Annotated in this window: 17 protein-coding genes; 12 read left to right on the top strand and 5 right to left on the bottom strand. The window is 60.0% G+C overall.

The features are described from left to right. Positions 1-191 precede the first annotated feature (191 nt). Together F6S12_RS14515 and F6S12_RS14510 are read left to right on the top strand one after the other, a co-directional pair. A complete protein-coding gene (locus tag F6S12_RS14515) occupies positions 192-2,651 on the top strand; it encodes an EAL domain-containing protein (protein WP_011062592.1) in 2,460 nt (819 codons plus the stop codon). Positions 2,652-2,728: 77 nt separating this feature from the next. After that, entirely contained in the window at positions 2,729-3,481 is a 753-nt protein-coding gene (locus F6S12_RS14510) for a TenA family transcriptional regulator (RefSeq protein WP_409999841.1), read from the top strand. Between the two features lie 96 nt (positions 3,482-3,577). Here the strand turns inward: F6S12_RS14510 and F6S12_RS14505 are convergent, their stop codons facing one another. The 5 genes from F6S12_RS14505 to F6S12_RS14485 form a co-directional block, all read right to left on the bottom strand. Further along, complete coding sequence (locus F6S12_RS14505) at positions 3,578-4,504, bottom strand: GGDEF domain-containing protein (protein ID WP_152686355.1); 927 nt, start codon at positions 4,502-4,504, stop codon at positions 3,578-3,580. Positions 4,505-4,874: 370 nt separating this feature from the next. Next, positions 4,875-5,615 (bottom strand): YciK family oxidoreductase, encoded by a 741-nt coding sequence (locus F6S12_RS14500; protein ID WP_015636577.1) that lies wholly within the window; start codon positions 5,613-5,615, stop codon positions 4,875-4,877. Positions 5,616-5,671: 56 nt separating this feature from the next. Further along, positions 5,672-6,343, bottom strand: a complete 672-nt coding sequence (gene mupP / locus F6S12_RS14495) for an N-acetylmuramic acid 6-phosphate phosphatase MupP (protein WP_072442814.1) — start codon at positions 6,341-6,343, stop codon at positions 5,672-5,674. Positions 6,344-6,346: 3 nt separating this feature from the next. Further along, on the bottom strand, positions 6,347-7,045 hold the full coding sequence (gene ubiG / locus F6S12_RS14490; RefSeq protein WP_011062588.1) for a bifunctional 2-polyprenyl-6-hydroxyphenol methylase/3-demethylubiquinol 3-O-methyltransferase UbiG: 699 nt from the start codon (positions 7,043-7,045) through the stop codon (positions 6,347-6,349). Between the two features lie 62 nt (positions 7,046-7,107). After that, positions 7,108-8,439 carry a TRZ/ATZ family hydrolase gene (locus tag F6S12_RS14485; protein WP_065365452.1) on the bottom strand — a complete coding sequence of 444 codons (1,332 nt, stop codon included), beginning with the start codon at positions 8,437-8,439 and terminating at the stop codon, positions 7,108-7,110. A 109-nt stretch (positions 8,440-8,548) separates the two neighbouring features. Here F6S12_RS14485 and mtnA point away from each other — a divergent pair, with 109 nt between their 5' ends. The 10 genes from mtnA to ihfB all read left to right on the top strand — a co-directional run bounded on the left by mtnA (position 8,549) and on the right by ihfB (position 21,671). Beyond that, positions 8,549-9,625: an S-methyl-5-thioribose-1-phosphate isomerase gene (gene mtnA, locus F6S12_RS14480; RefSeq protein WP_123431300.1), complete on the top strand. Its 1,077-nt coding sequence runs from the start codon at positions 8,549-8,551 to the stop codon at positions 9,623-9,625. 354 nt (positions 9,626-9,979) lie between these two features. Next, on the top strand, positions 9,980-12,649 hold the full coding sequence (gene gyrA, locus F6S12_RS14475) for a DNA gyrase subunit A (RefSeq protein WP_011062585.1): 2,670 nt from the start codon (positions 9,980-9,982) through the stop codon (positions 12,647-12,649). Between the two features lie 64 nt (positions 12,650-12,713). Then, complete coding sequence (gene serC, locus F6S12_RS14470; RefSeq protein ID WP_161466125.1) at positions 12,714-13,799, top strand: 3-phosphoserine/phosphohydroxythreonine transaminase; 1,086 nt, start codon at positions 12,714-12,716, stop codon at positions 13,797-13,799. Continuing rightward, positions 13,799-14,893 carry a prephenate dehydratase gene (pheA, locus tag F6S12_RS14465; protein ID WP_011062583.1) on the top strand — a complete coding sequence of 365 codons (1,095 nt, stop codon included), beginning with the start codon at positions 13,799-13,801 and terminating at the stop codon, positions 14,891-14,893. Before serC ends, pheA begins: the two co-directional genes overlap by 1 nt. A 10-nt stretch (positions 14,894-14,903) precedes the next feature. Further along, a complete protein-coding gene (gene hisC, locus F6S12_RS14460) occupies positions 14,904-16,016 on the top strand; it encodes a histidinol-phosphate transaminase (protein WP_152686354.1) in 1,113 nt (370 codons plus the stop codon). A gap of 28 nt (positions 16,017-16,044) precedes the next feature. Further along, positions 16,045-18,252, top strand: coding sequence for a bifunctional prephenate dehydrogenase/3-phosphoshikimate 1-carboxyvinyltransferase (locus F6S12_RS14455; protein ID WP_152686815.1), 2,208 nt, complete (start codon positions 16,045-16,047; stop codon positions 18,250-18,252). Beyond that, the gene (cmk, locus tag F6S12_RS14450) at positions 18,249-18,938 is read left to right on the top strand and encodes a (d)CMP kinase (protein ID WP_011062580.1); all 690 of its coding nucleotides are present in this window, start codon (positions 18,249-18,251) and stop codon (positions 18,936-18,938) included. Before F6S12_RS14455 ends, cmk begins: the two co-directional genes overlap by 4 nt. Positions 18,939-19,059: 121 nt before the next feature. Next, the gene (rpsA, locus tag F6S12_RS14445) at positions 19,060-20,754 is read left to right on the top strand and encodes a 30S ribosomal protein S1 (protein WP_007931318.1); all 1,695 of its coding nucleotides are present in this window, start codon (positions 19,060-19,062) and stop codon (positions 20,752-20,754) included. A 198-nt stretch (positions 20,755-20,952) separates the two neighbouring features. Next, positions 20,953-21,234 carry a hypothetical protein gene (locus F6S12_RS14440; protein ID WP_125063000.1) on the top strand — a complete coding sequence of 94 codons (282 nt, stop codon included), beginning with the start codon at positions 20,953-20,955 and terminating at the stop codon, positions 21,232-21,234. 140 nt (positions 21,235-21,374) lie between these two features. Further along, positions 21,375-21,671, top strand: coding sequence for an integration host factor subunit beta (gene ihfB / locus F6S12_RS14435; RefSeq protein ID WP_053153140.1), 297 nt, complete (start codon positions 21,375-21,377; stop codon positions 21,669-21,671). Positions 21,672-21,957 lie beyond the last annotated feature (286 nt).

Raw genomic sequence — 21,957 nt, 5'->3', positions numbered from 1 at the left:
CTTTCTGTGCTTAGTGCTTGAATTTCCTGGTGGAACAACCGTTTCAGCTTTAGCGCGGCGGCCCGTTTCCCCAGCCAGTCTGCGTCAGCGGCAGCCTGCCCTGCGCCGGTTCTGTGGAAATTGGCCTAACCTGTGCTGTCTGAGGCGCAACTACTGGGTGTTCATTTGGCTGTGCGCAAGCAAGGACCCTCATGAAGCAAAAGCGGACTTTCGCAACGCCGCGCTTGTTGGGCATCGTCTGGCCCTTCATCGCCGTGGTGTTATTTCAAGCGCTGTTGGGCGGCCTCAGCCTGTACGTACTGTCGGCGGTACGGGGTTATGTGGCTGGTGAAAGCCTGTGGTCCAAGGGCCAGAAAGACGCCATCTACTACCTCAATCTGTATGCCGACAGCCGCGACGAAGGCACTTTCCTCAAGTACCAGAACGCAATTGCCGTGCCCCAGGGCGGGCATGAGTTGCGGGTTGCCCTGGATCACCAGCCACCGGATCTGGAGGCCGCACGCCTGGGCATCCTCAAGGGCGGCAATCACCCGGACGATGTCTCCAGCCTGATCTGGCTGTACCTCAACTTCCGTCATTTCAGCTACCTGGAAAAGGCCATCGATCTGTGGACCGTGGGGGACGGATACCTGTTGCAACTGGACACCGTGGCCCGGGAGATGCACCAGAGGATCGGCAGCAATAGCGCCAGCGAAGGCGACGTGCAGCGCTGGAAGAGTCAGATTTTCGCCATCAATGACGGCGTCACTCCCGCTGCCAAGGCCTTCAGCGATGCCTTGGGCGAGGGTTCGCGGGTGATCTTGCGGCTGTTGCTGGTGACCAACCTGGCAACCGCGCTGGTGCTGATTGCCCTGGCCCTGCTGCGCACGCACAAGCTGCTGGCCCAGCGCCATGCCTTTGCCGACGCCCTGCAACTGGAAAAGGAGCGGGCGCAGATCACCCTGCAGTCCATCGGCGACGGGGTGATCACCACCGACGTCGAAGGTGCCATCGCCTACATGAACCCTGCGGCAGAGGACCTGACTCGCTGGAAGGCCGAGCAGGCAGTGGGGTTGCCCCTGGCAGCCTTGTTCAACCTGCTGGATGAAAATGCCCAGGCTGACGGTTTCACCCTCATCGAACACATCCTCAGCGGTCAGCTCAGCGGCGGCAGCGAGCATTCCAAACTGATCCAGCGTCTGGATGGCAGCACGGTCTCGGTGACCCTGGTGGGGGCGCCGATCCGCAATGCCGGCAAGGTCAGCGGCACGGTGCTGGTGCTGCACGACATGACCCAGGAGCGGCAATACATAGCCAACCTCTCCTGGCAGGCGACCCATGACGCCCTGACCGGCCTGGCTAATCGCCGGGAGTTCGAGTTCCGCCTGGAGCAGGCCCTGCACAGCCTGATTCGCCAGCCGGCACGGCATGCGCTGATGTTCCTCGATCTGGATCAGTTCAAGCTGGTCAATGACACCTGTGGCCATGCTGCCGGGGACGAGTTGCTGCGGCATATCTGCGCGCTGCTGCAGTCGGGCCTGCGCGAAGGCGACACCCTGGCACGGCTGGGTGGGGACGAGTTCGGCATCCTCCTGGAGAATTGCTCGCCAGAGGCCGCGGAGAAGATTGCCGAGGGGCTGCGCCAGACCGTGCAGAATCTGCATTTCGTCTGGAAAGGCCGGCCCTTCGTGACCACCGTGAGTATCGGCCTGGTGCACATCGCCCAGACCCCGACCACCCTCGAAGCCTCGCTGAGAGCGGCGGACATGGCCTGCTACATGGCCAAGGAAAAGGGGCGTAACCGTGTGCAGGTCTACCATGCCGACGATTCCGAGCTGTCGCTGCGCTTTGGCGAGATGGCCTGGGTCCAGCGTCTGCACATGGCGCTGGAGGAAAACCGCTTCTGCCTCTATTCGCAGGAGATCACCGCCCTGGGGCATGTCGAGCGTGGCGGCGGGCATGTGGAGATTCTGTTGCGCCTGCATGACGAGGCGGGTCGGATGATTCTGCCGGACAGCTTCATTCCGGCGGCGGAGCGCTACGGCCTGATGACCTCTCTGGACCGTTGGGTGGTACAGAACGTATTCAAGATCATTGCCCAATGCATTGCCGAAGGCCGGGAAGGGCCAATGGCAATGTGCGCCATCAACCTGTCGGGTATCACCATCGGTGATGATGCGTTTCTCGACTTCTTGCGCGAGCAGTTTGTCGTCTATGGCGTACCGCCAAAGTTGATCTGTTTTGAAATTACTGAAACCAGTGCGATTGCCAATTTGGGCAGTGCCATTCGTTTCATAAATGAACTCAAGGGCTTAGGCTGCCATTTTTCCCTGGATGATTTTTGTGCGGGAATGTCGTCGTTCGCTTATCTCAAACATTTGCCTGTAGACTTCCTCAAGATCGATGGAAGTTTCGTAAAGGATATGCTGGACGACCCGATTAACCGCGCCATGGTCGAAGTGATCAACCACATCGGGCATGTCATGGGTAAGCGCACGATTGCCGAGTTTGTTGAAACGCCGCAGATCGAGCAGGCATTGCTTGAGATCGGCGTGGATTATGCTCAAGGCTACATTATTGAACGCCCGCAATTGTTCACCTGTGACAGCCTGCAGTGTCGACCCGTGAGACCACAGCCACTGTTGTTCAAGGCGCCCGGTACGTTCCGTTGAAACCTCTTTTGGATCCGTACATCACAATCAAAAGGAGCCCGACAGTGATCGACACATTCAGCCGAACCGGCCCGCTCATGGAAGCTGCCAGTTACCCCGCCTGGACCCAGCAATTGATCCAGGACTGCAGCGAGAGCAAGCGCCGCGTCGTGGAGCATGAGCTGTACCAGCGTATGCGCGATAACAAACTCAGTGCCAAAGTCATGCGTCAGTATCTGATTGGCGGCTGGCCGGTGGTTGAACAGTTCGCCCTGTACATGGCGCAAAACCTGACCAAGACCCGTTTTGCCCGCCATCCCGGCGAAGACATGGCGCGTCGCTGGCTGATGCGCAATATCCGGGTCGAGCTCAATCATGCCGATTACTGGGTGCACTGGAGCCGGGCCCATGGCGTGACCCTGGAAGACCTGCAGGCCCAGCAAGTACCGCCAGAGCTGCATGCCTTGAGCCATTGGTGCTGGCATACCAGTTCTGCCGATTCCCTGATCGTGGCCATTGCCGCCACTAACTACGCCATTGAAGGGGCCACGGGCGAGTGGTCGGCGCTGGTGTGTTCCAACGGCATCTATGCCGCGGCGTTCCCGGAAGAGGATCGCAAACGTGCCATGAAGTGGCTGAAGATGCATGCCCAGTACGACGACGCCCATCCCTGGGAAGCGCTGGAAATCATCGTCACCCTGGCAGGGCTGAACCCGAGCAAGGCCCTGCAGGCCGAGCTGCGTCAGGCCATCTGCAAGAGCTATGACTATATGTACCTGTTCCTGGAACGCTGCATGCAGCAGGAAAAGACTGCGGTGACCCGCGAGCGCCTGGCACTGGCCGAAGGCTGAGTCAGGGAATGTCGGGCGCTTCGATTGCCGCGCACGCTGGGCGTATGGGGTGATGAAGTTGCCCGTGCATCAACGGGGCAGGGCGCTACCTTGTGCTCAGCCCGCCATTGCCAGGCGGTTGCGCCCTTCGCGCTTGGCCACGTACAGCGCGCTGTCGGCGCGTCGCAACAGGCTTTCTGCGGATTCTCCCGGTAGCAGAGTCGAACACCCCAGGCTTACGGTAAGTTCGATCGGCTGACCATCGGCCCGGTAGTCCTGGGCCTGGGCGGCATGGCGCAGACGCTCGCCCACCATCGCCGCGGCTTCGCGCCCGGTGTTGGACAGCAGGATCAAGAACTCTTCCCCGCCAAAGCGAAACACCATGTCGACATTGCGCAATTGCCCCTTGATTGCCGCGGCAACGGCCTTGAGAACTTGATCGCCGGCGCTGTGGCCGTGGTTGTCGTTGATGCGCTTGAAGTGATCGATGTCCAGCATCAGCAGCGACAGTGGAAGCAGGTGACGACGGGCCATTTCGATTTCCCGTTGCAGGGTCTGGTCCATGGCGATGCGATTGCCGGTATCAGTCAGCGGATCCCGCAGGGCACTGCGAGTGGCGGCGCGATACAGCAGGGCATTGCGCATCGGGTACAGCAGGGTCGAGAGCAGCGATTCCAGGGAGCCCTGTTCTGATTCGCTGAAGCGCTGGTTGCGGCGAAAGATCAGCTCGCCCATCGGTTCGCCTTCGTGGCTCAGGCTGTAGCTGATGGAGTGATGGCCGCGCTGGCCGAACTCCAGGCGCAGGTCGCTCGGAGTGTGCTGGTACTGCAGGGCATCCAGGGGGACCAGGCGCTGAACCTCACGAAAGAACAGGCCCAGGATGCGTTGCGGTTCAAGGCTGGTCTGCAGCTGCAGGCCCAGTTGCTGGCGCAACTGGGCGAGGCTGATGGGCTGCTTGATCAGTGGCGACTGCTGGCCAAAGCCCAGGCGTTGCAATTTGGCGCTATCGAAGTCAATTGCGTTGGTCTGGGTCGGTGTTTTCATCTGAGCTTGAGCCCCCTGAGCACTGTGTACGGTCTAACTGCCTGGGTGAGAGCGGCTCAGAGCTGCGCGTCATACTGTTCCATCAGTCCCGTAGGACAACGCGCATATTTTAGGCCGTCTCGCCTGTGGCTATAAAGCCCTCAGCGCAAGCCGTTTTCCACAGCGTCAATGCACTGTGTATTGAGTGTCGTTAGAGCGAAACTCGTGCCATTCGGTTCATATTGGGAAAACTTGTTTGGATTCAGCAGCTTGGGTTTCGGCGTAAAAAGGCTGTCGTCAAAAATGACATTTGTTTGGCTTGAAACCTACGCGGGGTAGGCATTGCCGAGGCGTCGCGACGGTATTCCGTCGCGACGAACGGGAGGGGGTATTACTGCGCGTCGAAGGCTTGACCGTTGATCCCGGTGCTGTCCGGCCCCATCAGGTACAGATAGACCGGCATGATTTCTTCCGGGGTCGGATTGTTGCTGGGGTTTTCTCCCGGGTAGGCCTGGGCCCGCATGCTGGTGCGGGTGGCGCCTGGGTTGATGCTGTTGGCACGCACCGGAGCCACGGTGTCCAGCTCGTCGGCCAGGGTCTGCATCAAGCCTTCGGTGGCGAATTTCGACACGCCGTAGGCGCCCCAGTAAGCCCGGCCCTTGCGGCCAACGCTGCTGGAGGTGAAGACCACCGAAGCATCCTGGGACAGCTTGAGCAGGGGCAGCAGGGTGCTGGTAAGCATGAACATGGCGTTGACGTTGACCTGCATCACACGCATGAAGTTCTCCCCGGAGAGCTGCTCCAGAGGCGTGCGCGGGCCGATGATCGAGGCGTTGTGCAACAGGCCGTCGAGGTGGCCGAACTCGGTTTCGATCATGGCCGCCAGTTCGTCGTACTGGTGCGGCAGGGCGGTTTCCAGGTTGAACGGGATTACCGCCGGCTGCGGATGGCCGGCCGCCTCGATGGCGTCGTAGACCTCGGTCAGGTTGGCTTCGGTCTTGCCCAGCAGCAGCACGGTGGCGCCATGAGCGGCAAAGGTCTTGGCGGCGGCGGCGCCGATGCCACGACCGGCGCCGGTGACCAGAATGACCCGGTCCTTGAGCAGTTCTGGGCGAGCGGAATAATCAAACATAAAAGGCCTCAACAGAAATTGGATCGTCCCCGGCGCTTAGCCGGGCATGCCGCTGCTCAGCAGCTGCACAGCGCGTTGTCCAGAACCTGGCGCAGTTCCAGCGGGTGACTGACCACCACGTCGGCGCCCCAGTGCCGTGGGTTGTCGTCCGGATGGATATAGCCATAGGTCACCGCAGCGGTCCTGGTGCCCGCATCGCGGCCGGATTCGATATCGCGCAGGTCATCGCCGACAAACAGCACGCTGGACGGGGCCAGGTCGAGCATCTTGCACGCCAGGATCAGCGGTTCGGGGTCGGGCTTGCTGTTCTTCACGTGGTCAGGGCAGATCAGCAGTGCCGAGCGCTCGGCCAGCCCCAGTTGCTGCATGATCGGCTCGGCGAAGCGCAGCGGCTTGTTGGTGACCACGCCCCAGACCAAGTGGGCCTTTTCGATATCTGCCAGCAGCTCGGCCATGCCGTCGAAGAGCTTGCTGTGCACGGCGCAATGCTTGAGGTAGCGCTCGAGAAACTCCAGGCGCAGTTCCTCGAAGCCCGGGGATTCGGGGTCCATGGAGAAGGTCACCGCCACCATGGCGCGGGCGCCGCCGGAGATCTCGTCGCGAACGTGCTGGTCGGCGATGGGCGGCAGGCCGCGATCACGGCGCATGCCCTGGCACACCGCGATGAAGTCCGGAGCGGTATCGAGTAGGGTGCCATCCATGTCGAAGAGAACGGCTCTGATAGCCATGTCTTACTCCTCTCGCAGGGTCTGGATCATGTAGTTGACGTCCACGTCCGGGGCCAGCTTGTAGTGCTTGGTCAGCGGGTTGTAGGTCAGGCCGATGATGTCCTTGACGGTGAGGCCGGCAGAGCGGCTCCAGGCACCGAGCTCGGATGGGCGGATGAACTTCTTGAAGTCGTGGGTGCCGCGCGGCAGCAGCTTCATGATGTATTCAGCGCCGATGATGGCGAACAGGTAGGCCTTGGGGTTGCGGTTGATGGTGGAGAAGAACACCTGGCCACCGGGCTTGACCATGCGGAAGCAGGCGCGAATCACCGACGAAGGGTCCGGCACGTGCTCGAGCATTTCCAGGCAGGTGACCACGTCGAATTGCTCGGGCATTTCCTCGGCCAGGGCCTCGGCAGTGATCTGCCGGTACTCGACGTTGACGCCGGATTCCAGCTGGTGCAATTGCGCCACGGCCAGCGGGGCCTCGCCCATGTCGATGCCGGTCACGGTAGCGCCGCGCTGGGCCATGGCTTCGCTGAGGATGCCGCCGCCGCAGCCGACGTCGAGGACTTTCTTGCCCGCCAGGCCGACCCGTTCGTCGATCCAGTTTACCCGCAGGGGGTTGATGTCGTGCAGGGGCTTGAACTCGCTTTCACGGTCCCACCAGCGATGGGCCAGGGCTTCGAATTTGGCGATTTCAGCGTGGTCGACGTTGCTCATGGGTAGTGCTCCAAAGCTAGAAAATTCTCTGTCGGGCCTCGAGCCTGTGCTCAAGGCCCGGGTTATGGGTGGTGGCCGCTGATGCGCCGGGCCCAGTCGCGGGCGGTAGCGCCCAGCTGATGCTCGTCCAGGCGGGTCAGGCGTCGGTCATCCAGCAGTTGCTTGCCGGCGACCCATACATGTTTCACGCAGTCTCGGCCGGTGGCGTAGATCAGTTGCGACACCGGGTCGTAGATCGGCTGCTGGGCCAGGCCGGACAGGTCGAAGGCTGTCAGGTCTGCGGCCTTGCCGATTTCCAGGGAGCCCACTTGGCTTTCCAGGCCCATGGCCCTGGCGCCGTTGAGGGTAGCCATGCGCAGTGCGCGATGGGCATCCAGGGCGGTAGCCGACCCGGCCACGGCCTTGGCCAGCAGCGCGGCGGTACGGGTTTCCCCCAGCAGGTCCAGGTCGTTGTTGCTGGCGGCGCCATCGGTGCCTACCGCCACGTTGACTCCGGCCTGCCACAGACGTTCTACAGGGCAGAAGCCGCTGGCCAGTTTCAGGTTGGATTCCGGGCAGTGAATGACGCTGGTGTTGGTTTCTACCAGTAAAGCCAGGTCGTCATCGCTGATTTGGGTCATATGAACGGCCTGGAAGCGTGGTCCCAGCAGGCCCAGGCGAGCCAGGCGCGCCAGCGGTCGCTCACCGTGCTGTTCCACGGATTGCTGCACCTCATGGGCGGTCTCATGTACATGCATGTGGATCGCAGCGTCGAGTTCTTCGGCAATGATCCGGATTTTTTCCAGGTTCTCGTCGCCAACGGTGTAGGGTGCATGAGGGCCGAAGGTGATGTTGATCCGCGGATGATGCTTGAGATCGCCGAACAGCTCTACGCCCTGGCGGATGGCTTCGTCGGCATTCTGGGCACCGGGAATCGGGAAGTCGAGAATGGGGATGGCGACCTGTGCTCGCATGCCGCTGTTGTGCACCCGCTCACTGGCAACCTTCGGGAAGAAGTACATGTCCGAGAAACAGGTGATCCCACCCTTGATCTGCTCGGCGATGGCCAGGTCGGTGCCGTCGCGGACGAAGGCTTCATCCACCCACTTGGCTTCGGCGGGCCAGATGTGCTTTTCCAGCCAGGTCATCAGCGGCAGGTCATCGGCCAGGCCGCGAAACAGGGTCATGGCGGCGTGCCCGTGGGCGTTGATCAGGCCCGGGGTGAGCAGCGTGTCGGGCAGTTCGCGGATTTCCGTGGCGCGATACTTCAAGGCCTCGGCGCGTGGGCCGATGAACACGATGTGCCCGTCGCGGATGCCCAGGCCGTGTTCCCTGAGGACGACGCCGGCCGGCTCCACCGGCACCAGCCAGGTCGGGAGCAGCAGCAGGTCGAGCGCAATGTCGCGGTTCGGCATCGAGTATCGGTCCAAGGCTTTATATAAAAGGATGGCGAAGTATACCCGAGCGTCCTGGCAGGGGGATCGCTATAATCGGCGGCTTTTGTTCATGAGTGCGGGGTGAGGGATGCGCGATCGTCTGTTGGCTGCGGAGAAAGTCAGGGCCATTGAATGGCGGGATAGCACTCTGTACCTGCTCGATCAGCGGGCCTTGCCTTTCGAGGAGTCCTGGATTGCCTATGACAGCGCCGCTGGAGTGGCCGAGGCGATTCGCTCGATGGTGGTCTGTGGGGCGCCGGCCATTGGCATCAGTGCTGCCTACGGCCTGGTTCTGGCAGCACGTGGACGATCTGTCGCAGGTGGCGACTGGTTTACGGCGCTGGAAGAGGATTTCACCTTGCTGGCGGATGCCGCTCCTGCGGCGGTGAATCTGTCCTGGGCGCTCAATCGCATGCGCGAGCGCCTGGAGCGGGTCAGGGAACATGCTGATCCGTTGGCAGCGCTGGAAGCTGAAGCCCTGGCCATTCATGAGAGCGATCGCGAAGCCAACCTGACCATGGCTCAGCTGGGTGTGGACCTGATCCGGCGGCATCAGGGCAACCCCCAGGCCCTGTTGACTCACAGCAATACCGGCGCCCTGGCCACCGGTGGCTTCGGCACGGCCCTGGGGGTGATTCGCGCGGCCTGGCTGGAAGGTATGGTGGAGCGGGTCTACGCCGATGAAACCCGGCCCTGGCTGCAGGGTTCGCGCCTGACGGCCTGGGAGCTGGCCAGCGAAGGCATTCCGGTAACGGTAAATGTCGATGCAGCCGCCGCGCACATCATGAAGACCAAGGGCGTGACCTGGGTCGTGGTGGGGGCGGACCGTATCACTGCCAATGGCGATGTAGCGAACCAGGTTGGCACTTACCAGCTGGCGGTCAATGCCATGCACCACGGTGTTCGCTTCATGGTGGTGGCGCCCAGTTCGAGCATCGACATGAGCCTTGCCAGCGGTGATGACATTCCCTTGGCAGAGCGGGCGGGCGAGGAGTTGCTGGAGATCGCGGGCAAGCGCATGGGGGAGGGGGTAGAGGGCTTCAATCCGTTGTTCGATGTCACGCCAGCGGACCTGATCGATGCCATCGTCACCGAGAAGGGCGTTGTCGAGCGGCCGGACACGGCCAAGATGGCGCAATTGATGTGCCGCAAGCGCTTGCACTGACGAGTGTCCGGGCAAGTCGTTGGTGCCAGCTTCCCGGGAAAGCTGTCAGCTCAGTAAAAAGCGCTTAATTATGTGCGAATTTGGCCTCTGAGCCCCTCTCGTCTCTTATCAGGCTGTCACCGGTCAACTAACTATGCTCCATGCGCGTCAGGGGGATAGGTGCGTGGCGGCGATTGTGATAACATCCGGCGGTTTCCAAGGTGGTCCGACGCGGCTGCCTTCACTGCGCAAATCCATGGCATAACTTGTTGATTTGTCGTAAGTCGGTGCATGGCACTAGGCCTGCAGCGGCGAGCTTCGTTCGTCCCATATGGATGTGACGAAGTTTCACCAGAAAAAGGAATCAGGCTTCTCATGGGCGAACTGGCCAAAGAAATCCTCCCGGTCAATATCGAAGACGAGCTGAAACAGTCCTACCTCGACTACGCGATGAGCGTAATCGTCGGGCGGGCACTGCCTGATGCGCGCGATGGCTTGAAGCCCGTGCACCGGCGTGTGCTGTACGCGATGAGCGAGCTCGGTAACGACTGGAACAAGCCGTACAAGAAATCTGCCCGTGTTGTCGGTGACGTGATCGGTAAGTATCACCCGCACGGTGATACCGCGGTGTACGACACCATCGTTCGTATGGCCCAGCCATTCTCCCTGCGCTACCTGCTGGTAGACGGCCAGGGTAACTTCGGTTCGGTCGACGGCGACAACGCGGCGGCCATGCGATACACCGAAGTTCGCATGACCAAGCTGGCGCACGAGCTGCTGGCCGACCTGCACAAGGAAACCGTGGACTGGGTGCCGAACTACGACGGCACCGAGATGATCCCGGCGGTCATGCCGACCAAGATCCCCAACCTGCTGGTCAACGGTTCCAGCGGTATCGCCGTGGGCATGGCGACCAACATTCCGCCGCACAACCTCGGTGAAGTCATCGATGGTTGCCTGGCGCTGATCGACAATCCCGAGCTGACTGTCGACGAACTGATGCAGTACATCCCCGGCCCGGATTTCCCGACCGCGGCGATCATCAACGGTCGCGAAGGCATCATCGAGGCCTATCGCACCGGCCGTGGCCGCATTTATATGCGTGCCCGCTCGATCATCGAAGACATCGACAAGGTTGGCGGCCGCCAACAGATCGTCATCACCGAGCTGCCTTACCAACTGAACAAGGCGCGGTTGATCGAGAAGATCGCCGAGCTGGTGAAAGAGAAGAAACTCGAAGGCATCACTGAACTGCGCGATGAGTCCGACAAGGACGGTATGCGCGTCGTGATCGAGCTGCGTCGTGGCGAAGTGCCTGAGGTGATCCTCAATAACCTCTACGCCCAGACCCAGCTGCAAGCAGTGTTCGGCATCAACATCGTGGCGCTGATCGACGGCCGTCCGCGGATTCTCAATCTCAAGGATCTGCTGGAAGCCTTCGTTCGTCACCGTCGTGAAGTCGTTACCCGGCGTACCGTGTTCGAGCTGCGCAAGGCTCGTGAGCGTGGCCACATCCTTGAAGGCCAGGCCGTTGCCCTGTCCAACATCGATCCGGTGATCGCCCTGATCAAGGCCTCGCCGACGCCGTCGGAAGCCAAGGAAGCGCTGATCAGCACCCCTTGGGAGTCCAGCGCGGTCATGACCATGGTCGAGCGTGCCGGTGCGGATTCCTGCCGTCCGGAAAACCTTGATCCGCAATACGGTCTGCGCGACGGCAAGTACTTCCTGTCCCCGGAACAGGCACAAGCCATTCTGGAGTTGCGCCTGCACCGCCTGACTGGCCTGGAGCACGAAAAGCTGCTGGCCGAGTACCAGGAGATCCTCAACCAGATCGGCGAGCTGATCCGCATCCTCAATAGCGCCACGCGCCTGATGGAAGTGATCCGCGAAGAGCTGGAAGTGATCCGCGCTGAATACGGCGACGTGCGCCGCACCGAGATTCTCGATGCCCGCCTCGACCTGACCCTGGGTGACATGATCCCGGAAGAAGAGCGTGTGGTGACCATTTCCCACGGCGGCTACGCCAAGACCCAGCCGCTGGCAGCCTACCAGGCCCAGCGTCGTGGCGGTAAAGGCAAGTCGGCCACAGGCGTCAAGGATGAGGACTACATCGCTCACCTGCTGGTTGCCAACAGCCACACCACGCTGCTGCTGTTCTCCAGCAAGGGCAAGGTGTACTGGCTGAAGACTTATGAAATTCCTGAAGCATCCCGTGCCGCACGCGGTCGTCCGCTGGTCAACCTGCTACCGCTGGATGAGGGTGAATACATCACCACCATGCTGCCGGTAGAGGAGTACACCGAAGGTCACTACATCTTCATGGCGACCGCCAACGGCACCGTGAAGAAGACCCCGCTGGAGTCCTTCAGCCGCCAGCGCAGCGTGGGCCTGATCGCCCTGGAGCTGGACGAAGGCGACGTGCTGATCAGTGCCGCCATCACCGATGGCGAGCGTGAAGTCATGCTGTTCTCCGACGGAGGCAAGGTCACTCGCTTCAAGGAGTCCGACGTGCGCGCCATGGGCCGTACCGCTCGCGGTGTGCGCGGCATGCGCCTGGCGGAAGGTCAGAAGCTGATTTCCATGCTGATTCCGGAAGAAGGCAGCCAGATCCTCACCGCCTCCGAGCGTGGTTTCGGCAAGCGTACCGCCATTGGCGAGTTCCCCGAGTACAAGCGTGGCGGCCAGGGCGTTATCGCCATGGTCAGCAACGAGCGTAACGGTCGCCTGGTTGGCGCGGTGCAGGTGCTGGATGGTGAGGAGATCATGCTGATTTCCGATCAGGGCACCCTGGTGCGTACTCGTGTCGACGAAGTGTCGAGCCTGGGCCGTAACACTCAAGGCGTGACCCTGATCAAGCTGGCCAGCGATGAAACCCTGGTGGGCCTGGAGCGGGTGCAGGAGCCATCGGAAATCGAGGGCGAAGAGTTCGAAGGTGAAGAGGGTGCTGAATTCGAGGGAGCCGTGCTGGATGCGGTTGCCGATACCGATGAGGCAGCCGAAGGCCAACAGGCAGACGCCGCAGGCGAAGAAGAGTCGCAAGACTAAATAAATCGTAGCAGGGCAGAGTGTTTGCTCTGTCCGCTACCGTGAATGCATAGCGAGAGTGGATGTGAGCAAACGAGCCTATAACTTCTGCGCAGGTCCCGCTGCGCTACCTGAAGCTGTCCTGTTGCGTGCCCAGGCCGAATTGCTGGATTGGCATGGCAAGGGCCTGTCGGTCATGGAAATGAGCCATCGCAGCGATGAGTTCGTTTCCATTGCCACCAAGGCCGAGCAGGATCTGCGTGATCTGCTGAATATCCCCTCGAACTATAAAGTGCTGTTTCTGCAAGGCGGCGCCAGCCAGCAATTTGCCCAGATCCCACTGAACCTGCTGCCCGAGGGTGGCAAGGCCGACTATGTCGACACCGGTATCTGGTCGCAGAAAGCCATTGAAGAAGCCTCCCGCTACGGGCAGGTGAATGTGGCGGCCACTGCCAAGCCTTACGACTATTTCGCAATTCCCGGCCAGAACGAATGGCAGCTGTCGCCAGATGCGGCCTACGTGCACTACGCGCCGAACGAAACCATTGGCGGCCTGGAATTCAACTGGATCCCGGAAACCGGCGACGTTCCCCTGGTGGCCGACATGTCGTCCGACATCCTCTCGCGCCCTGTGGATATCTCCCGTTTCGGCATGATCTACGCTGGCGCGCAGAAGAATATCGGCCCCAGCGGCATCCTGGTGAACATCATTCGCGAAGACCTGCTGGGGCGTGCCCGTTCGCTGTGCCCGACCATGCTCGACTACAAGGTCGCGGCGGACAACGGCTCGATGTACAACACGCCGCCGACCCTGGCCTGGTATCTGTCCGGCCTGGTGTTCGAATGGCTCAAGGAGCAGGGCGGGGTTGAAGCCATCGCCAATCTCAATGAGGCCAAGCAGCGCACCCTGTACGATTTCATCGACGCCAGCGGCCTGTACAGCAACCCGATCAACAAGACCGACCGCTCCTGGATGAACGTGCCGTTCCGTCTGGCCGACGATCGCCTGGACAAACCGTTCCTGGTGGGCGCCGAGGCTCGCGGCCTGTTGAACCTCAAGGGCCACCGCTCGGTGGGTGGCATGCGCGCTTCCATCTACAACGCCGTGGACATCAACGCAGTCAATGCGCTGGTGGCCTACATGGCGGAGTTCGAGAAGGAACACGGCTGATGTCTGAGCAAGAACTCAAGGCCCTGCGCCTGCGTATTGACGCCCTGGACGAGAAGGTCCTGGAGCTGATCAGTGAGCGCGCGCGCTGTGCCCAGGAAGTGGCGCGGGTCAAGATGGGCTCTCTCGCCGAAGGCGAAGTGCCGGTATTCTATCGTCCCGAGCGTGAAGCCCAGGTGCTCAAGCGGGTGATGGAGCGCAACCAGGGGCCGCTGGGCAATGAAGAGATGGCGCGCTTGTTCCGCGAAATCATGTCTTCGTGCCTGGCCCTGGAGCAGCCATTGAAAGTGGCCTACCTCGGTCCTGAAGGTACCTTCACCCAAGCTGCGGCCATGAAGCACTTCGGTCATGCGGTGATCAGCAAGCCGATGGCGGCGATCGACGAGGTGTTCCGTGAAGTGGCGGCCGGCGCCGTGAACTTCGGCGTGGTGCCGGTGGAAAACTCCACCGAGGGTGCGGTGAACCACACTCTCGACAGCTTCCTCGAGCACGACATGGTGATCTGCGGTGAAGTCGAACTGCGTATTCACCATCATCTGCTGGTGGGCGAGAACACCAAGACCGACAGCATCAGTCGCATCTATTCCCATGCCCAGTCCCTGGCCCAGTGCCGCAAGTGGCTGGACGCCCATTACCCGAATGTCGAGCGCGTGGCGGTGTCCAGCAACGCCGAGGCGGCCAAGCGGGTCAAGGGCGAGTGGAATTCGGCGGCGATCGCCGGCGACATGGCGGCAGGCCTGTATGGCCTGACGCGCCTGGCAGAGAAAATCGAGGATCGTCCGGACAACTCCACGCGCTTTTTGATGATCGGTAATCAGGAAGTGCCGCCGACCGGCGACGACAAGACCTCGATCATCGTGTCCATGAGCAACAAGCCCGGTGCCTTGCACGAGCTGTTGGTGCCATTCCACGACAATGGCATCGACCTGACGCGAATCGAGACCCGACCTTCGCGCAGTGGCAAATGGACCTATGTGTTCTTCATCGACTTCGTCGGCCACCACCGTGATCCGTTGGTCAAGGGTGTGCTGGAAAAGATCAGTCAGGAAGCAGTAGCACTCAAGGTGCTGGGTTCCTACCCGAAAGCGGTTCTCTGAGGCTTTAACAATGAGTGGCGACTTCCTCGCACTGGCACAACCAGGCGTGCAACAACTTTCGCCTTACGTTCCGGGCAAGCCCGTGGACGAACTGGCCCGTGAGCTGGACATCGATCCGGCCACCATCGTCAAGTTGGCGAGCAATGAAAACCCGCTGGGCGCCAGCCCCAAGGCCCTGGCGGCGATTCGTGACGAGCTTGCCGAGCTGACCCGTTATCCGGATGGCAACGGTTTTGCCCTCAAGTCCCTGCTGGCCGAGCGCTGCGGCGTGGAAATCGACCAGGTGACCCTGGGCAACGGTTCCAACGACATTCTGGAGCTGGTGGCTCGTGCCTACCTGGCGCCTGGCTTGAATGCGGTGTTCAGCGAGCACGCATTTGCCGTCTACCCCATCGTTACCCAGGCTGTCGGAGCCCAGGCTCGCGTGGTTCAGGCCAAGAACTGGGGGCATGACCTGCCAGCCATGCTCAAGGCGATCGATGATCGGACCCGCGTGGTGTTCATCGCCAACCCGAACAACCCGACCGGTACCTGGTTCGGTGCCGAGGAGCTGGACGAGTTTTTGCAGGATGTACCGGCCCACGTGCTGGTGGTGCTGGACGAGGCCTATATCGAGTACGCCGAAGGCAGCGACCTGCCGGATGGCCTGGACTTCCTGGCGGCCTACCCGAACCTGCTGGTTTCGCGAACCTTCTCCAAGGCCTATGGCCTGGCAGCCCTGCGGGTCGGTTATGGGCTGTCGACCCCGGTGGTGGCGGATGTGCTGAACCGCGTGCGCCAGCCTTTCAACGTCAACAGCCTGGCCTTGGCTGCGGCTTGCGCCGCACTTGAGGATGTGGACTACCTGGCCGAGAGTCGTCGTCTGAACGAGGCCGGCATGCAGCAGTTGGAGGCGGGGTTCCGTGATCTGGGCCTGAGCTGGATTCCTTCCAAGGGCAATTTCATTGCCGTGGACCTGGGGCGTGAGGCTGCGCCGATTTTCCAGGGGTTGTTGCGCGAGGGGGTGATCGTGCGGCCGGTGGCCAACTACGGCATGCCAAATCATTTACGTATCACCATCGGCCTGCCGGCGGAAAATACTCGTTTCCTTGAGGCTTTGGCCAAGGTTCTGGCCCGTGCTTGATGTCATTCCAATGCAATCTGCTGTGCCTATGATCGGTCGCCTGGTGGTGATCGGCCTGGGGTTGATTGGCGGTTCCTTTGCCAAGGGTTTGCGTGAAAGTGGCCTGTGTCGCGAGGTAGTCGGTGTCGATCTGGATCCGCAGTCCCGCCAGTTGGCGGTCGAACTGGGGGTGGTGGATCGCTGTGAAGAGGATCTGGTCCTGGCTTGCCAGGGCGCCGATGTGATTCAACTGGCGGTGCCGATCCTGGCCATGGAAAAGCTGCTGGCTCTGCTTGCCGGCATGGATCTGGGCCAGGCGGTGCTGACCGATGTCGGCAGCGCCAAAGGCAATGTGGTGCGCGCTGCGCAAGAAGCTTTTGGCGGCATGCCTGCGCGTTTTGTCCCGGGGCATCCCATTGCGGGCTCCGAGCAGAGTGGTGTGGAAGCCTCCAACGCGCAGCTGTTTCGTCGGCACAAGGTGATCCTTACGCCTCTGGAGCAGACTGATGCCGCGGCGCTGGACCTGGTCGACAGGCTTTGGCGTGAGCTGGGGGCGGATGTCGAGCACATGCAGGTCGAGCGTCACGATGAAGTCCTGGCGGCGACCAGCCATTTGCCGCACCTGCTGGCGTTCGGTCTGGTCGATTCCCTGGCCAAGCGCAGTGAAAATCTCGATATCTTCCGTTACGCTGCGGGCGGGTTCCGCGATTTCACGAGAATCGCCGGCAGCGACCCGGTCATGTGGCACGACATCTTCCTTGCCAATCGCGAGGCGGTACTGCGCACACTCGATACATTTCGCAACGACCTCGACGCTCTGCGTGACGCGGTCGATGCAGGGGACGGGCATCAATTGTTGGGCGTATTCACTCGCGCCCGGGTTGCCCGCGAGCATTTCGGTAAAATCCTGGCCCGCCGGGCCTATGTGGACGCTATGAACTCCAACGATCTGATTTTTCTGGCAAATCCTGGTGGCCGCCTGTCTGGGCGGATTCGTGTACCGGGCGACAAGTCGATTTCTCACCGCTCGATCATGCTTGGCTCGCTGGCTGAGGGCACCACTGAAGTGGAAGGTTTCCTCGAGGGTGAAGACGCTCTGGCGACCTTGCAGGCTTTTCGCGACATGGGCGTGGTCATCGAAGGGCCGCATCATGGTCGTGTGACCATTCATGGTGTTGGCTTGCACGGCTTGAAGCCGGCTCCGGGGCCGATCTACCTGGGGAACTCCGGTACCTCGATGCGCCTGTTGTCGGGCTTGCTGGCTGCACAAAGCTTCGACAGCACGTTGACTGGCGATCCGTCCCTGTCCAAGCGTCCGATGAATCGTGTGGCGAACCCGCTGCGGGAAATGGGCGCGGTCATTGAGACGGCTGCCGAGGGTCGCCCGCCGATGGTGATTCGTGGCGGTCACAAGCTCAAGGGGCTGACCTACACCTTGCCGATGGCCAGTGCGCAGGTTAAGTCCTGCCTGTTGCTGGCAGGTTTATATGCCGAAGGGAAAACCACGGTCACCGAGCCGGCTCCGACCCGTGACCATACCGAGCGCATGCTGCGTGGCTTCGGCTACTCGGTGAATGTCGACGGCGCCACGGCCTCGGTCGAATCCGGCGGCAAGCTCAAGGCAACCCATATTGAAGTGCCTGCGGACATTTCTTCCGCGGCGTTCTTCCTGGTGGCTGCATCCATCGCCGAAGGTTCCGAGCTGGTGCTGGAGCACGTGGGCATCAACCCGACCCGTACAGGTGTGATCGATATCCTGCGGTTGATGGGCGCTGACATTCGTCTGGAAAACCAGCGCGAAGTGGGTGGCGAGCCGGTTGCCGATCTGCATGTGCGCGCCGCCAAGCTCAAGGGGATCGAGATTCCCGAAGAGTTGGTGCCGCTGGCAATCGATGAGTTCCCTGTGTTGTTCGTCGCGGCCGCTTGCGCCGAAGGGCGCACGGTGCTGCGTGGCGCTGAAGAACTGCGGGTGAAGGAGTCTGACCGTATCCAGGTGATGGCTGATGGCCTGCTGACCCTGGGGGTCAAGTGCGAACCGACCCCGGACGGCATCATCATTGAGGGTGGCCAGATCGGCGGCGGGGAGGTTCATGGGCATGGTGACCACCGTATCGCCATGGCTTTCAGTGTCGCCTCGCTGCGCGCCAACGCGCCGATCCGCATTCATGACTGCGCCAACGTTGCGACCTCGTTCCCGAACTTCCTTGCGCTGTGCGCGCAGGTGGGGATCCGTGTCACGCAAGAGGCTCAGTCGTGAATATCAAGGCGCCGGTGATCACCATCGATGGGCCGAGTGGTTCGGGTAAGGGCACCATTGCTGGCAAGCTGGCCAAGCATCTGGGCTGGTGTCTGCTGGACTCCGGAGCGCTGTACCGGCTGCTGGCGTTCGCTGCGCGCAATCATGGCGTCGATCTGACCAATGAAGAGTCGCTGAAATTGTTGGCGGCTCACTTGGATGTGCAGTTTCTCGGAGCTACTGAGAACCATCCGCAGCGGATCATTCTTGAGGGTGATGACGTGACGGATGACCTGCGCAACGAGCAGGTCGGGGCCTGGGCTTCTCAGGTTGCGGCGTTGCCTGCTGTGCGAGACGCCCTGCTGCAGCGTCAGCGTGCCTTTCAGGAGCCGCCGGGGTTGGTTGCCGATGGCCGCGACATGGGAACCGTGGTGTTTCCCGACGCTCCGTTGAAGATTTTCCTGACTGCCAGTGCCGAGGAGCGTGCTCGTCGCCGTTACTTGCAGTTGAAGGGAAAGGTCGATGGTGTTAGTCTGTCGAGTCTGCTAGATGAGATCCGTGCGCGTGATGAGCGCGATACCCAGCGAGCGGTGGCCCCGCTCAAGCCGGCGGCTGACGCCATACAGCTGGATTCCACGGAGTTGTCCATCGATCAGGTGTTGCAACGCATCTTGAGTGAAATCGCCATTCGCGATATCGCCGGGTGAACAAGAAGGATTGCAGGGGACCAGTCATAGTCCTGCGATCGTTCTTTTATATGAACGTAACCCACATCGTCTGGGATGTGGCAGATGGGCGGATTCTTCGCCCTTATCAACAGGAATTAAAATGAGCGAAAGCTTTGCGGAACTCTTTGAAGAAAGCCTAAAAACCCTGAACCTTCAGGCAGGCTCCATCATCACCGGTGTTATCGTCGACATCGACTACCAAGCGCGTTGGGTAACCGTTCACGCTGGTCTGAAGTCTGAAGCGCTGATCCCGCTTGAGCAGTTCTACAACGATGCTGGCGAACTGTCCATCAATGTTGGTGATGAAGTTCACGTTGCTCTGGATTCGGTTGAAGACGGCTTTGGTGAAACCAAGCTCTCCCGTGAAAAAGCCAAGCGCGCTGAATGCTGGATCGTTCTGGAAGCAGCCTTCGCAGCCGAAGAAGTGGTCAAGGGCGTTATCAACGGTAAGGTTAAAGGCGGCTTCACTGTCGACGTTAACGGCATCCGTGCGTTCCTGCCAGGTTCTCTGGTTGACGTCCGTCCAGTGCGCGACACCACGCACCTGGAAGGCAAAGAGCTCGAGTTTAAAGTCATCAAACTCGACCAGAAGCGCAACAACGTTGTCGTTTCCCGCCGCAGCGTCCTCGAAGCCGAGAACTCCGCTGAGCGTGAAGCTCTGCTGGAATCCCTGCAGGAAGGTCAGCAAGTCAAAGGTATCGTCAAGAACCTCACCGATTACGGCGCATTCGTCGATCTGGGTGGCGTCGATGGCCTGTTGCACATCACCGACATGGCTTGGAAGCGTATCAAGCATCCTTCCGAAATCGTCAACGTTGGCGACGAGATCGATGTCAAGGTTCTGAAGTACGATCGCGAGCGCAATCGTGTTTCCCTGGGCCTGAAGCAACTGGGCGAAGATCCATGGGTTGCTATCAAGGCTCGTTACCCAGAAAGCACCCGCGTTACCGCTCGTGTAACCAACCTGACCGACTACGGCTGCTTCGCTGAGCTGGAAGAAGGCGTGGAAGGCCTGGTACACGTTTCGGAAATGGACTGGACCAACAAGAACATCCACCCTTCGAAAGTCGTACAAGTCGGCGACGAAGTGGAAGTTATGGTTCTGGACATCGACGAAGAGCGTCGTCGTATCTCCCTCGGCATCAAGCAGTGCAAGTCCAACCCATGGGAAGACTTCTCTGGCCAGTTCAACAAGGGCGATAAGATCTCCGGCACCATCAAGTCGATCACCGATTTCGGTATCTTCATTGGTCTGGACGGCGGCATCGACGGTCTGGTTCACCTGTCCGACATCTCCTGGAACGAAGTGGGCGAAGAAGCCGTACGCCGTTTCAAGAAGGGCGACGAGCTGGACACCGTTATCCTGTCGGTTGACCCAGAGCGCGAGCGTATCTCCCTGGGTATCAAGCAACTGGAAAGCGATCCGTTCTCCGAGTACGTTCAAGAGAACGACAAAGGCGCAATCGTTAAGGGTGTTGTAAAAGAAGTTGACGCCAAAGGCGCCATCATCACCCTGGCTAACGATATCGAAGCTACTCTGAAAGCCTCCGAAATCAGCCGTGACCGCATCGAAGATGCGCGTAACGTTCTGAAAGAAGGCGAAGAAGTTGAAGCCAAGATCATCAGCGTTGACCGTAAGAGCCGTGTAATCCAGCTCTCGATCAAGTCGAAAGACGTTGAAGACGAGAAAGAAGCTATCCAGAGCCTGCGCGACAAGCCAGCTGCTTCGGATATCGCTGCTGGTCCTACAACTCTGGGTGACCTGCTGCGTGCACAAATGGAAAAGCAGAACTAAGTTCTGTCAGACCATAAAAAGGGCGACTTCGGTCGCCCTTTTTTGTGCCTGAAATTTGAGAGGTTGGGAGCAGGGTGCTGGGGAAACCAATTTGTGCAATGAGTTGTCTCTTTCTTAGGTGGGTCGGCTGCGTATTTGAGTCTAGGCTTACTCAATAGATGCATTATTCAAGCAGCATAAGCTGCCTTAAGGAAGAGCATGAGCAGGTTGGGTGTAGTGGTTTTGATTCTTCTTTTGGCAGGGTGTACGACCAATGTAAAGACCCATGCGACACGCGGGGTCAGTGGCATAGAGGTCGACTGTTCGGGGCTGGGGTCGGATTGGGATAAATGCTACAAGCGTGCTGCGCGTGAGTGTAAGACCAATGGCTACAAGGTCATTACCAAGTCCAGTGATGCCAAGGATGAGGAGGGGGATTATCCCTTCGGTTGGAATCCGGCGGGTTATCTGACCCGAACGATGCTGGTCATGTGTCGATAGGGCGGCTTTGCGTTTTTGTCACTGCATCTTCTACAAGAAAGGAGTTTGTATTGGTGTCGCAGATGGGCTGTTCAAAACCCTCAGAGCATGCTAAAACCTTTGAAGCACTGACCTAGCTGCTTGAAAAAGAAGGGAAAAATATGACGAAGTCGGAGTTGATCGAACGAATTGTCACCCATCAAGGGCTGCTCTCATCCAAGGATGTCGAGTTGGCCATCAAGACGATGCTTGAACAGATGTCTCAATGCCTAGCCACTGGCGATCGAATTGAGATCCGAGGCTTTGGCAGCTTTTCGCTTCACTATCGCGCACCTCGTGTAGGTCGTAACCCAAAAACAGGTCAGTCAGTCAGCTTGGATGGAAAGTTCGTTCCCCACTTTAAGCCGGGTAAGGAGCTTCGTGATCGAGTTAACGAAGAGGAGGTGGATGGCCTGTGAGCCTAAGATAAAAATACTCTAGATGAAGTCGCTTTTAGCATGCTTTTTGTTCGTCGAGTAAGGCGGAATGCTTGTCTTGTGTTGATCGAATAGGTCTTTGGCTTGAGTTGGGTTGCTTTTAAGCTATTTTTATAGTGCCACTTCTGGGTTTCTCCTGGCGACTTCCTTGTTTCTACCGTCTTAAAATCCCGCAGGGTTGATTGTTCTTCCTTTCAATCGAAGTGGGCATTAAGTCTTTTTTGATATCGACTGATGCTTTGCGATGGCAGTTCTGCTGCTTGCGCGA

It is taken from the genome of Pseudomonas sp. JV245A (genome assembly GCF_032424515.1).
Taxonomy (GTDB): Bacteria; Pseudomonadota; Gammaproteobacteria; order Pseudomonadales; family Pseudomonadaceae; genus Aquipseudomonas; species Aquipseudomonas protegens.
The sequence above is the reverse complement of the archived record's forward strand: the minus strand, read 5'-3'. Positions and strand labels throughout refer to the sequence as shown.